Consider the following 12,901-nt stretch of genomic DNA (forward strand, 5'->3'; position numbering starts at 1 on the left):
GCTGTTGCACTTCGTTTACGGCGTGCTCAAGTCGGGTCAACCCTTTGACCCGAAACTTGCGCTTGCCCGGTGAGGCTCAAGACGGTATCTACAGGAGCAGGGCATCGTCGGTGCTTATTGCATAGCGATGCTGTAACCGTCGAAAGCGGTTTGCTGGTGAAGCGCGGTAACGATGGCCTTGCGCGTAGCCGGTTGCTCGGCGCCAGAGTTGTCGATAAACGGTATGGGCGAGGAAGATGTGCCGTTTCTGACGGACTGCATAAGACTGAAATCGGGTACACAGCATTGAGAATTGGCTGCTCCAAACCGGTCATAAACCTACCCGCGGACCGACGGTGACGTGGCAATTTTCTGGTTAAGACAAGCACAGGACATCAACCCAATGCAGTCACACGAGGTGGGAAAGTGGTTAGCTCATGTGCAGCCAGACCGGTCATGGAACCTCGCCCTCTAATTCCAGTGCCAACTGACACTCATTTTGAACACGGATAGCGCTGTCTGTCAGTTAAAAGCGCAGTGGAGACCGTCCAGCGATGTCACAAAAACGTTCGCTACTTCGTCTTAAGGGGATCTGCACAAATTTCAGGAGCGCGAAGCATGGATCCTTTTTCACATTGGGCAAACCATGTCCGCCAGCAATATCAGCATGGAAAGATCACTTTGGTCATCTTGATCCTCTTGGGGTTGGGAGGAATCGGTGCGGTCACACAGAGCCTGCTCACCGCAAAAGGGCAAACTGACTACCCCGCCCCGGGTCAAATGGTAAGCGTTGGCGATCATCGCTTGCACATTCATTGTGAAGGCCATGGACAACCCATTGTTCTATTGGAATCTGGTCTCAGCGGGTGGTCCCAGGACTGGGCTTTGGTCCAACCTGAACTTGCCAAGACAACCACCGTTTGTGCCTACGACCGCGCGGGGTATGCCTGGTCTGACGAGTCCCCGACTGCACGCACTGGGTTGCTGGCCGTGGATGATCTGCGCACACTCTTACACAATGCGGATTTGCACGGCCGCATTGTCGTGGTTGGCCATTCATTGGGCGGTTTGTTGGCTCAAATGTTGGCTCAGACCCATCCTGACGAGGTCGCCGGATTGGTGCTCATTGATGCACTGCAGCATGACCAAACATTCAACATGGATCCCGAGGCTCATGCGCGTTACAGTCGCAACATGGATCTCTTGACCAACTCAGCCACTTGGCTGGCACCCTTGGGTTTGACACGGCTTACAAACATGCCAGCGTCAGTGGTATTGGACAAGCTTCCCTTGGCCGAGCAACCAGCCGCCCGTACTCTCGCAATGCAAAGTAAAAACTACCGCGCATTGCGTACCGAATACTTGGCTGTTGATTCGGCCTTGGACGTTGCCCGCAAGCTTCCGTCCATTCCGGCCATGCCCATTGTGGTGCTCAGCACAAATGCACAGAGCGAATTTCCGCCTGGGTGGGAAACCAAATATATGCGCCAGCACTGGATCGATGGTCAACGCGCCTTAGCCCGAGAAACCGGTAGCAAACAAGTGGTGGTGGCAGGCGCTGGTCACTACTTGCAGCTCGAACGCCCCAAGTTGGTCATTGACTCCGTTCTGACAGTCTTGCATGAGGTCCGTAATGCCTCCAAAAATCCTGTGACGCAAGATGGAAACTGACGCAAGCCATTCATTTGAAGATCATCGGGGATATTTGCAAGCACTGGCGTACCGGATGCTGGGCTCTTTCTCCGAAGGGCAGGATGTTGTGCAAGACGCATGGCTGCGCCAAAGTAGAGTAGATCTGACTATGGTGGACCACCCCCGAGCATATCTGTCCCGCATAGTCACCAATCTTTGTCTGGATCGCATGCAGTCTGCGCGTGCACGGCGTGAGCAGTACGTCGGCTGCTGGCTACCGGAACCACTTGAGGATGAGCACTGCGCCTATGACCCGGGTCCAATGGCGAACTTGGAATATGCGCAGAGCATATCCATCGCCTTCATGCTGACCCTTGAGCGGTTGACCATACTTGAACGAGCCGCTTTTCTGCTGCATGACGTATTTGATCAAAGCTATGAGGAAATTTCCCATCGGCTGGCGCGAAGCGAAGCAACATGCCGCCAGTTGGCCGCGCGTGCGCGAAAACTCGTGCAACGCGAAAAATCAATTGTGGATATTGAACAGGAGAAAGCCACCACGCTGCTGAAGGCATTTGTGCAAGCCATTTCAAGCGGTGATGTCGAGAGTCTTGCGCAACTGCTAACTGAGGACGTGGTGATGCTTTCCGACGGTGGCGGTATTGTCACTGCAGTGCCTCGGCCCCTAAATGGCGTGAACTTGATATCAAGGACACTTATTGGTTTCGCAAAATTGTGGCGACCGCAGGATTTCCACTTACGCCTTTCGACTATCAACAGCCTGCCGGCGGTCATCCTCTATAACTTACAAGGTCAGGCCGTCCAAACCACCGCGCTGAGCTTCAATGACAATGGTCAGATCAAAGCAATCTATGCGATGCGCAATCCACAGAAATTGGCCCATCTAAACCTACTCCCGAGTTAGATGACCGGTTGCTCGCCACATTGTCGGTCCAGGTGGGCGTTCAGCCAAAAAACGACACGGCCGCCATAAAAATGCGGTTTTCAACAGCCGTCAACACGTGGAACTGCTCGCCAGGGATGCCACGGTAAACGTAAAGCCCATCTAACGGTACGTGGGGTTCATGGGTCGCTTACGGTCAAAAGATCGCAGCCTGCGGCAGCTCCTACAGGAGCCGGGTGTCGTCGGTGCTTACTGCGCAGCGATGCTGTAACCCTCAAACGCCGTCTGCTGTTGCAGGGCGATAACGATGGCTTTGCGCGTAGCCGGTTGCTCGGCGCCAGCATTGTCGATGAACGTCTCGCTTTCCAGCTCCGCCTCATCGCCTTCACCGACAAAGGTGAAACCGAGGAATTCGAAGGCTTCGCGGTCGGCGTTCGGTTTAACCCGTGGGTTGCGCAGTGGCAGGCTGACGCTGACGCCGTCCTTGCTGATGCTGAACACTTCGATGTCTTTCTTGGCGCGGGCAGCTTTGCTTTTGCCGCTGCTCGGGTTGCTGATCGCTTGATGGGTCTGGTTCAGCACTTTCAGCGCCAGGCCGTAGACCAGTTCCTGAAAGCTTGGGTCATCCTTGAAGCTCGACAGAATCCGGCTGATCGGGAACTTGCTGCTCAGGTCTTCCAGGGCGGCGATATCGGCGGCCTCGGCGTCCTTGAGCTGTTTGAGTTCGCCCATCAGTTCGTAGGCTTTGTCGTCGTCGAAGCGGTCGTGAGCCTGGCGGATGGCCGTGCGCAACTCGCGAATCTGGTCGCTTTCTTTCGAGGTGTGGAAGGCGTCCAGGACCATCTCGCTGATGGTTTTGGCCTGCGGCACGTGTTGTGAAAGATTGATGGAGTTTTCGTATTCCGCTTTGGACGACAAGGTGATTACGGATTCAGCGGTGTTGGAATCTGGCATTGAAATTTCACTACTTCTTTAAACAGAATTTGAGACGAGAACGGCGTCGGCGTTTTCGGGTCGCTTAATCTATTGGACCGCTGCGGTGTTGTCACGAGGCAACGGACGATTAGGACCACGCGGCGACCCATGTGACAGCAACACGGGCGAAACATTGCGCAAAAAAAGCCCCGCGCTCGATCCGAAGGCAGGGCTAAAGGGAGGCCGGTGGGCAAACCGTAATGCCGGTAAGTTAAGCCGCTACACGATCCGTAGCAGCTGGCGAAGCCTGCGTTCGGCTGCGCCAGCTGCTACGGGGAATGTGCCGAGCCTGAAGTCCCTTTACTTACCGGCATTAGGGCAAGCGGTATTCAGTTCATCTCGGCGACCAAGACTTCAACCATCTCACGGGCGCTCATTTCCCGTGCCAGCGCGGCACCCTGGCCAGCCCACTGCACCGCGAACTCGTTGCAACCCTTGGCACTCGCGGCTGCGTGCAGGGCTTTGGCGGCGTCGTAAGTCAGCGGGTACGCCGGGCATTGCGGTGCGCTGGCGGCGTCGAGGTCGGTGATCAGGCGGTTGACCATGCCCCGCGCCGGTCGTCCGGAAATCGCGCTGGTGATGCGTGTGTGGGCGGCTTTCGGGCTTTTCAGGTCGGCGCGGTAGCGCGGGTTGGCAGCGGACTCGGGGCACAGGATAAACGCGGTGCCCAACTGCGCACCTTGTGCGCCGAGTTTGAGCATGGCGCTGATCGACTGCCCGTCCATGATCCCGCCTGCGGCGATGATCGGGATCGAACGCTGCTGGCTGAGGGTTCTGACCAGCGCCAGGGTTCCGGTCAGAGCGTCCTGCTGCGGGTTGAACACGCCGCGATGGCCGCCGGCTTCGACGCCTTGGGCGATAATCGCGTCGAGGCCGGCGCGTTCGATCAGCTCGGCTTCGTGTGGATCGGTCGCGGTGGCCAGCAGCACAATGCCAGCCCTCTTCAAGGCATCGATCCAGGAAGCTGGCGGCAGACCGAAATGAAAGCTGACCACGGCCGGACGTTCCACCAGCAGCAGTTCGAGCATGTCCGGGTCATCGAGGAAACTGGTGTAGATCTCATTCAGCGTGGTGGGCTTCGAGGCGTCGAACTCGGCAAACAGCGGTTGCAGGTGATTCAGCCACTCGGTCTGCAGGCTCAGGTCCGGCTCGGGCGGGCGATGGCAGAACAGGTTGACGTTGAAGGGGTTGCGGGTCAGTGCACGGGTGTCGGCAATCATCGTCTTGGCCTGATTGACGTTGCTCGCGCCCAGCCCGATCGAGCCCAAGGCGCCGGCATTCGACACCGCCGCCGCGAGTGCCGGGGTGGACACGCCAACCATGGGCGCCTGGATGATTGGATACTGGACGCCGAGCAGTTCCGTCAGCGTCAGGTTTATAGGGTTGAGGTGCTCATTCATACGCCAAGGTCCTTTCCCGATTGTTGGCGGCCGACGAATCAACGACGTAGGCGGCCGGTTTTTTCGCGATTTGCGCTGCGTTGATCTGCCGGAACAACTCGCCCACGCTGCGCCCGGCGTCCACCAGTGCGGTGGAATTCACGAACGGTCGCGGGACGATGTAGGTGTAGAACTTGGCGCCTTCGCAGATCGTCCCCAATGCCCAGGTATTGCTCAGCGGTTTGCCGTTCAGCGGGACGATGTGCAGGCCTTCATCGACATCGATGCCGCTGACCTCCATGCCCTGATTGGTGAACGGGCGAACCAGGCCTTTCTCCAGCAGGCGATAGAGCAGTGGTGATTTGTCCTGGTTGGGCGACGACTTCGGCACCCGAGCGCGAATCAGCACATCGGCGCGGAACTCGCGGTCGGGCAGGCTCGTGCTTTTGATCACGAACGAATACGACGCGCTGTCCATGTACGCACGGGCCCCCGGGCCGAAGCTGACCATCAGGTAGCCCGCACGCATCAGCGCGAGCATTTCTTCGGTGCGTTGCAGTGGCGGGCCAACGGCCAGGCGGTTCATCACCGGGATGAACTCGCTCATAAAGCGCTTGTGCGACGCGGCCGACAGCGCGCCGAAATCGACTACTCGACGCAAGTTGTCGCGAATGTCGCGCAGCACATCGCACGCGGCCTTGATCGGGCTTTCGCAATTGCCTTCACGCGCTTCGGCCAGGTCTTGCTCCAGGTAGTCGGTCAGCCACTGATGGAAGTGTTCCTTGCTGGCCAGGTCGTTGCGGCTGATGGGGTTGGCGAGTTTGTCCCAGGAAAACTGCGGAATCTGTGGGCAGCATTGGCGCAGCACGTTTTCAGCTGCGGGCGTGTCGAGATGGACCAGGGTGGTGTCGAGCAACTCGGCGAAGGAGCTGCCATGCAACCGGGTGGCATGGGACAAGTAATAAGCGTGAGCCATGTCGCGCAGAATCAGCGGGAAGATATGGCCGTGGAAATCGAGCTCACCAGGCTGGTGGGTCTGCTTCCATTTATTGATCCGGTCGAGGGTCAGGAACCGTGCCTGGTATTGGCCCGAGACACCCTTCTGGTTCACCGCGCGGGCGGCGAACGGAATTCCGCTGCGCGAGAACAGCGCCAGCGACGGCTCTGTGCCAGACGGTTGATAGTTCAGCACGCCGGTCGCTTCGTCACGCTCGAAGCGGCCACCACGACCCACGGTCAGCGCGGTGATCGCATCGATGGCGGTCAGGCCCATGCCTTCGATAGCCACCGAGGCATCAGGGGCAATCTCGTCGAGTTGCTTGTGGATCGGCAGTGGCCCAGTGACCACGTAGCGCAGGTTGGCGTTGTTGAAACGGTGGGTCGCGACAAAGGCGCGACGGTCGATGTCCAGCGCGTCCGGATGGTTTTCCGAGTGGCCCGTGGTCAGGAACAGGCAGTCGGCGTTAATCGTTTTGCCGTGCGTAGTCTGGATGACAAACGATTGGGTCGCGGTCTGCTCGATATCGGTGGCCGTGCACGTATGCAGGTGCACGTCGCAGTGCTGTTCCAGTCGGTCGATCAGGAACTTGAAGACCCAGTTCAGGTATTCGCCAAAAGCACTGCGTGGCAGGTAGGTGTCGGGCCCCAGCGGTAACGGGTGTTTCCAGTTGCCGACAGCCCATTCGTACAGGCTTGGCCCTTCAATCAACGGCCCGGCGTCGACCACGGTCGGGTCCATGAACAGGGTGATCTGCGACGCTACCGTGTTGAGTTGCAGGTAGTCAGGTTGCGAGGAATGGTGAATGCCTTCGCCCGGTACACCGGGGTCGATGAGATGCACTGCTATTTTCTTGTCGGTTTTCTGATCGCAAGCGTAGGCGGTGATTCGCTCGAGCACATTCAGGCCTCGTGGCCCCATGCCGATAATCGCGATCGCTAGCGTAGCTTGTTGCATCTGCCCAACTCCCTTGTACTTAGAGAGGCGTTTGCTCGACGTTGTGCAGGACATCTCCCAGTTTCAGGTCGTGTTCTGCTCAACATCACCTCATATGCGTTTAAATCCGGGGCAGGATACGCAGCGCAAAAATAGCTTTGCCAACGATTATCCGAGATACTGCGCATCACTTTTCGAGATGTTCGCGTCCAGGGATGGCAGATCCATGCAGCTCAAATCACTGCGTATTTTTTTGGCTGTGGCTGAGACGGGCAGCTTTGTGGCGGCCGCCGAACGCCTGCACACCGTGCAGTCCAACGTCACCGCGCATATCAAGAAGCTCGAAACCGAGTTGGGTGCTCAACTGATCGACCGCAATGGCCGGGCGCGTCTCACCTCCGCCGGTCACGCACTTAGCGAATATGCTGACAGGATTCAGCGAAATCACGACGAGGCTGTAGCCTTTTTCCGAGGCAACCAGTCCCTAAGTGGCGAGTTGCGCATCGGCGCGATGGAGACCACCACGGCGTTTCGCTTGCCGGGGATCCTGGCGAGCTTTCATGGCAAGAACCCGGAAGTCGATATCAAACTTACCACCGGGCCGACGGCAGATCTGGTCAGGGGATTGGCGGAAGGGCGCTTCGATTGCGTGTTTGTGGCCGGCAAAGTCGATCATCGACGGTTCCACATGTACAAAGCCTTCACCGAGGAACTGGTGCTGATTTCCTCCCGGCCGCTGGAGAAAATGCCGCCCAAGGAAACCCTGCTGACGGCAACCTTCCTGGCCTTCCGCCAAGGCTGCAGTTATCGCCACAGTATTGAATTGTTGCTGGCCTCTTGCGGTGTTTCAGCGGTGCGGATCATTGATTTCGGCACGCTGGACGCGATGCTCGGCTGTGTTGCGGCGGGCATGGGTTATGCCGTACTGCCAAAGTCCACGGTCGAGGCTCAGAAGTCGCGCTTCAACATCTACAGCCTCGACCTGCCGGAGCGCTATGCGATCGTCGACACCTATTTTGCGGCGGCGCAGCAGAACACCTGGACGCCGGCCATGGCGTCGTTTTCTGAAACGGTGTGCGATGCGCTGGTGATCACCAACGCTCTGGCCAAGGAACGCCTGCCGATCGCCATCGCACAAAGTGATACGGCTCAGCTCAGGAATTTTTAATGTCCAAGGACACGCTCTCCCTCCACTCTTCTGTGGCGTCGAAGTGGCGGACACGCAGCACCGCGCTGGCGGTGATCGCCACGGCGCTGGTGATGTGGCTGATCGCCAAGGCGCTGGTCATTCCTCACGGCGAGGTGGCGGATGCACTGACCTTCGGCCTGATTGTCGCCGGGCTGGCGCTGACCTTCAGCAGTTGCCTCGGCAAAACATCTGCGCGTCTGGGGCTGGGGTTGCTGGTGATTGTTGCCGCGCTCGCGGTCTTCACCACGATCCCTTTCAACCCGGTGCGCGGTGCCGGTTCGTTTGAAGGGGTGATTTTGCTGTTGCTGGGGATTGGGCAATTGCGCGCTTACCTGGATCGGCAGGACATCAAAGGCCGGATCGAGCGAGCACTCAGCCACCCGGCGGTTCGGCGCAGTGCGCGGCCGATCTTTCTTCTATACAGTGCGATGGCCTTCTTCCTGAGCCTGGCGACCGTGCCCATCGTCGGCTCGCTCACCCGCAGCACCCGCCTGAATCATATGTACCACCTGCGTTTGGCCATGCGTGCGGTATGCGCAACGATGTTCATTGCGCCGACCACCGCAGGGGCGGCGGCGGTCAGCGCGATGTTCCCCGGGCTGAGCTGGTCGCACGCCTTGCTCACCGGGTTGCCGTTGGCGCTGTTGTGCCTGCTGTTCACCCGCAGCGAGTCGGAACCGGCGATCGAACTGGCGCCTGTGGAAAAACACGGTGCTTCCCATGGGCTGATGCTGCCGATGGTCATCTTTATCAGTGTGATCGTGGTCGGCAAGTTGCTGCTCGGTTACACCACGGTGACGACGGTCGCGCTGGCGGTTTCCATCACTGGCGCAGTGTCGCTGCTGGTCAAATACGGTATCGCGGAACTGGCCGCGACCATCGGTGACGGTTTTCAGCGTTCAAGTGCCGAAATCCTCTTGTTCATCGCCTGCGGAGCACTGCAAGTGGCGCTCGGCGCGCCGGAAACCGCACAGTTGTTCAGCCCATTGGGCGGCGACTTCAAACAGCTGTTGAGTTCGGCGCCGGTGCAACTGATGTTGATTCTGGGGCTGATGCCGCTGCTGAGCATCATCGGCATTCACCCGATGATTTTGTTTTCCGGCGCGTTTCCGATCTTTCATCCCATCACCCAACTGCCGGTCACGGTCGAGTATCAGGCGTGGATCGCGATGTTCGTGATCTCGCAACTGATCTCGCCAGTGTCCATCAGCGCCGTGACGGCGGCCGCGTCAGTCAATGAGTCGCCATGGAAGGTCAGTTTTCAAAGCCACGCAAAATTCGCATTGGCGTTTGCCGTGGCCGGGTTTGTGTACATGGTCGCGGTGGCCGGGTAGCTGTTGCGACGTTAAAAAAGCCCACCTTCGGTATGAAGTGCGGGCTTTTCTTTATGCGAGGGAAGTGTTTTTGAGGGCCAGCAACGCCATCAATTCGCGGTACAGCGTGATTGCCCGACCGCAAAAGAGCCCGACCGTAAACCCCGAGGCTGTGCCTGTGAGCCTCAGCATCTGCACACTGGCCGAGCGTTCCGGGTGAACGGCGGCCTGATAACCGATGAAGTATTTCACCGCGAAAAACAGCAGCGAGATGCAGAGGATTTTCCAGGTGCCGGGAACGATCAGCCCTTTACCGTCGCTGTCCAGCGTCAGCCCGCGACGCGAGAACAGCGCAATCGCCGCCAGACTGCCCAGTGCGATGCCGGCAACCCAGCTGCCCAGCGCCAACTCGGCATGCTCGTGGTAGTTCAGCGAAAAGAACGACCAGAGCGTCAGGATGCCCGGTGTGATCAGCAGGGAGAGTTTGCTTTCCCGACTGGGCGTTCTGGCCCTGAACCCGTAATAACAGATCAACAGGAAAACCCCGTAGACCCATAGGGGCGTGCCTTGCAGGGTATCGAGCATCAGCGGATACCCGCGCACGGCTGGAGCAGGGTGGTTGCGTAAAACATGGTCGGCGTCCTTGCATGAGTAGGTGTCAGGGAGACTGGCGGATTATCGCTGGGGCGAATTCAGATTCATCGAGCGAACCGCCAACGCTGCCGCTGTTTCTTCATCCACCGGCAGCGAAAAGCGGAAGGTCGCGCCTTGCCCTGGCACGTCCATCAAGCGAATTTCGCGGCCATGCAGTTGCAGAATCCGCTGCACGATGCGCAATCCCAAACCGCCGTCGCGGCGCGCACCGCCAATGTTGAACGGACGCAGGAACAAGCCTTCGCGCAGCTCGGCGGCGATGCCCGGGCCGCTGTCGCTGACGGTGATCTCGACGAACTTGCCTTGGGGGACGAGGCTTATATCAATCTCCCCGCCGCCGGGTGTGTGGCGCAAAGCGTTGTCGAACAGGTTGGTCAGCACACGCTCGATCAACCCAAGGTCGGCGCAGACCGCTGACACATTCGGTGCGAAGCTTGCCTTGAGTTGCACTTGCCGGGCTTCGGCGGTCAGTTCGAATTTCTGGAAGATGTCCTGCACCAGATCGGTCAGTGAAAAGCGCTCAAGCACCGGTTGGACGAAGCCGTGTTCCAGGCGCACCAGTTCCAGCAACGATTGCGCCAGGCCGCCGACCTTGCGGCTTTGGTCGAGGGCGATGCCCAGGTAGCGGCGGCGCTCGGCCGGGGTCAGGCTGGCATCTTTCAGTGACAGGGTTTCGAGGTAGCCATGCAGCGATGCCAGCGGTGTGCGCAGGTCGTGGGAAATGTTGGCGACCAGCTCGCGGCGCTCCTGATCCTGGCGGGTCAGGGAACGCCATTGTTCGCCCAGACGGTTTTGCATTTGCCGGAAAGCCGCATCGAGCACGGCGATTTCATCGTGACTGGTTAGGTTGTCCGGTGAGCCTGATGGCGCGGGCGAGGGCGGGGCGACTGGTGCTCCGTCGATGTCGAAATGCGCCACCGTGTCGGTCAAGCGGCGTAGCGGTCGGGTGATCAGGGTAAACGCCGTGAGACCGGCGATCAGGCACAGTAACGCGACCATCCCGATCGACCACAGCGCGGTGTTCAGCGCCACGCTGGTGGCCCCGCGTTCGGCGAAGCGGTCATGTTCTTCGCTGAGCAGCACCACGTAGAGATAGCCGACCTGTTGACCGTTGACCTTGAGTGGCGCGGCGCTGAACACCTTGCGCCCGTCGATGCTGCGCGGGTCGTCGCCGAGAATCGGCAGGGCCTCACCGTTGAGCAAGCGCCGCACGGGCGCCAGATTGACCTGCTCGCGACGCAGGTGGCCTTCGGGCGCGGCATTGCCGACCACCCGGCCGCTGCTGTCGAGCAGATAGACCTCGACACTCGGGTTAACCAGCATCAACTGACTGAACAACTCGCGCAGCGCATCGGGTTTCAAGCCGTTGGCATCCATCAACTGGGTGTCGTGGGCAATGTGCTGCGCCAGGTCCCGGGACAAACCTTGCACCACTTCCAGCTCATGCATGTGGTTGGAGCGCACCTGCATCCACACCGAGGTGCCGCTGCACACCAACAGCAACAGGGCAAACACCGCCGACAGGCGCTGGGTGAGTGTCAGTCTCATGGCTGCTCCTGCGCCGGGGCGAATTTATAGCCACGGCCCCACACCGTGAGAATGCGCACCGGTTGCGCCGGGTCGGTTTCGATCTTGGCCCGCAAGCGATTGATGTGAGTATTGACGGTGTGCTCGTAGCCTTCGTGGCTATAACCCCAGACGGCGTTCAGCAGGTCCATGCGCGAGAAGACTTTGCCCGGCTGCCGGGCGAAGAAATACAGCAGATCGAACTCCCGTGGCGTGAGGTCCAGACGCTTACCGTTGAGGGACACGTCGCGGGTGATCGGGTCGATGAACAGCCCGTCGCAGGTGAGGCTGCCGGCATCCATTTTCAGGTTGCGGGCCATGGCGTCGACCCGCCGCAACAGGGCTTTGACCCGTGCAACCAGCTCAAGCATCGAAAACGGTTTGGCCAGGTAATCGTCGGCTCCCAGCTCCAGGCCGAGGATGCGGTGCACTTCGCTCGACCGGGCGCTGGTGATGATGATGGGCGTGTATCGGGCCATGGCGCGGGCGCGGCGGCAGATTTCCAGACCGTCGACGCCCGGCAGCATCAGGTCGAGAATCAACGCATCCCAGCTGCCTTGTTCGAGCAGGCGCAATCCTTCGTTGCCATCGGCGCTGTGCACGACTTCGAACTGCTCGTCGCGCAGGTGCAGGCAGATCAGGTCGGCGATGTGCACATCGTCCTCGACCACCAGAACTCGTTTGGGTTGATCCATTTGGGCTAAATCCTGTTGCGCAGTGAATGCATTGTGCGGGGTTTTCCCTCGGCGAGTTATCACGAATTGTTTAACTCCACGTGAGGATTTGGCGATCAACTGAAGCCTAGGCTGTGTTCCATGTAAACCACGGCGAATTTAGGGAGAGGGCCATGTTTTCACGGCGACAGATTCTTCTAACGGGCGGCGGGCTGGGCCTTGCGGCGCTGGTTGCCGGTGTATTGCCAAAAATGACCGTGCGCTCGGTGCTGGTCAGCGAGGCGAGCGCTGCCGAGACCTTCGAGGTCACCCATAGCGATGCCGAGTGGCACGCGATGCTCAGCGCCGAGCAGTACGAAATCCTGCGTAAAGAGGGCACCGAACGGGCCTACAGCAGCGCACTGAACAACGAACACCGCGACGGCATTTTCGCCTGTGCAGGCTGCGATCTGGCGCTGTTTTCATCAAGCACCAAGTTCGACAGCCATACCGGTTGGCCGAGTTTCTGGGCACCTTTGGAACATGCGGTCGCGACTCGCGAAGACCACTCGTTTGGTGTGTTGCGCGAGGAAGTTCATTGTCGACGCTGCGGCGGGCATTTGGGCCATGTGTTCAACGACGGGCCAAAACCGACCGGTCTACGCTACTGCATGAATGGTCTGGCGATGACTTTTGAGCCGCAATCGGCCTGACACCATGGGCA

Annotated in this window: 11 protein-coding genes; 5 read left to right on the forward strand and 6 right to left on the reverse strand. The window is 59.2% G+C overall.

Features of this window, described 5'->3' with window-relative positions:
* Positions 1 to 597 precede the first annotated feature (597 nt).
* Entirely contained in the window at positions 598 to 1,650 is a 1,053-nt protein-coding gene (locus tag ACIPIN_RS19165) for an alpha/beta fold hydrolase (protein ID WP_401120953.1), read from the forward strand.
* The gene (gene sigJ / locus ACIPIN_RS19170; protein ID WP_401120954.1) at positions 1,640 to 2,536 is read left to right on the forward strand and encodes an RNA polymerase sigma factor SigJ; all 897 of its coding nucleotides are present in this window, start codon (positions 1,640 to 1,642) and stop codon (positions 2,534 to 2,536) included. Before ACIPIN_RS19165 ends, sigJ begins: the two co-directional genes overlap by 11 nt.
* A gap of 228 nt (positions 2,537 to 2,764) precedes the next feature.
* On the opposite strand, the gene ACIPIN_RS19175 is transcribed toward sigJ, so the two are convergent.
* The 3 genes from ACIPIN_RS19175 to ACIPIN_RS19185 form a co-directional block, all read right to left on the reverse strand.
* Complete coding sequence (locus tag ACIPIN_RS19175) at positions 2,765 to 3,469, reverse strand: hypothetical protein (RefSeq protein WP_401120956.1); 705 nt, start codon at positions 3,467 to 3,469, stop codon at positions 2,765 to 2,767.
* A 350-nt stretch (positions 3,470 to 3,819) separates the two neighbouring features.
* Positions 3,820 to 4,890 (reverse strand): NAD(P)H-dependent flavin oxidoreductase, encoded by a 1,071-nt coding sequence (locus ACIPIN_RS19180; protein WP_401120958.1) that lies wholly within the window; start codon positions 4,888 to 4,890, stop codon positions 3,820 to 3,822.
* On the reverse strand, positions 4,883 to 6,823 hold the full coding sequence (locus ACIPIN_RS19185) for an FAD/NAD(P)-binding protein (protein ID WP_401120959.1): 1,941 nt from the start codon (positions 6,821 to 6,823) through the stop codon (positions 4,883 to 4,885). Before ACIPIN_RS19185 ends, ACIPIN_RS19180 begins: the two co-directional genes overlap by 8 nt.
* Positions 6,824 to 6,854: 31 nt before the next feature.
* Here ACIPIN_RS19185 and ACIPIN_RS19190 point away from each other — a divergent pair, with 31 nt between their 5' ends.
* Together ACIPIN_RS19190 and ACIPIN_RS19195 are read left to right on the forward strand one after the other, a co-directional pair.
* Positions 6,855 to 7,970: a LysR substrate-binding domain-containing protein gene (locus ACIPIN_RS19190; protein WP_401120961.1), complete on the forward strand. Its 1,116-nt coding sequence runs from the start codon at positions 6,855 to 6,857 to the stop codon at positions 7,968 to 7,970.
* Entirely contained in the window at positions 7,970 to 9,325 is a 1,356-nt protein-coding gene (locus tag ACIPIN_RS19195) for a hypothetical protein (RefSeq protein WP_401120962.1), read from the forward strand. Before ACIPIN_RS19190 ends, ACIPIN_RS19195 begins: the two co-directional genes overlap by 1 nt.
* A gap of 51 nt (positions 9,326 to 9,376) precedes the next feature.
* On the opposite strand, the gene ACIPIN_RS19200 is transcribed toward ACIPIN_RS19195, so the two are convergent.
* The 3 genes from ACIPIN_RS19200 to ACIPIN_RS19210 all read right to left on the reverse strand — a co-directional run bounded on the left by ACIPIN_RS19200 (position 9,377) and on the right by ACIPIN_RS19210 (position 12,219).
* Complete coding sequence (locus ACIPIN_RS19200; protein WP_401120964.1) at positions 9,377 to 9,889, reverse strand: hypothetical protein; 513 nt, start codon at positions 9,887 to 9,889, stop codon at positions 9,377 to 9,379.
* Between the two features lie 90 nt (positions 9,890 to 9,979).
* On the reverse strand, positions 9,980 to 11,506 hold the full coding sequence (locus ACIPIN_RS19205) for a sensor histidine kinase (RefSeq protein WP_401120965.1): 1,527 nt from the start codon (positions 11,504 to 11,506) through the stop codon (positions 9,980 to 9,982).
* Positions 11,503 to 12,219, reverse strand: coding sequence for a response regulator transcription factor (locus tag ACIPIN_RS19210; protein WP_401120966.1), 717 nt, complete (start codon positions 12,217 to 12,219; stop codon positions 11,503 to 11,505). Before ACIPIN_RS19210 ends, ACIPIN_RS19205 begins: the two co-directional genes overlap by 4 nt.
* 152 nt (positions 12,220 to 12,371) lie before the next feature.
* Between ACIPIN_RS19210 and msrB the strand changes: the two genes are divergently transcribed.
* The gene (gene msrB, locus ACIPIN_RS19215) at positions 12,372 to 12,890 is read left to right on the forward strand and encodes a peptide-methionine (R)-S-oxide reductase MsrB (RefSeq protein WP_401120967.1); all 519 of its coding nucleotides are present in this window, start codon (positions 12,372 to 12,374) and stop codon (positions 12,888 to 12,890) included.
* Positions 12,891 to 12,901 lie beyond the last annotated feature (11 nt).

This window comes from Pseudomonas sp. NPDC087697 (assembly GCF_044743155.1).
GTDB lineage: Bacteria > Pseudomonadota > Gammaproteobacteria > Pseudomonadales > Pseudomonadaceae > Aquipseudomonas.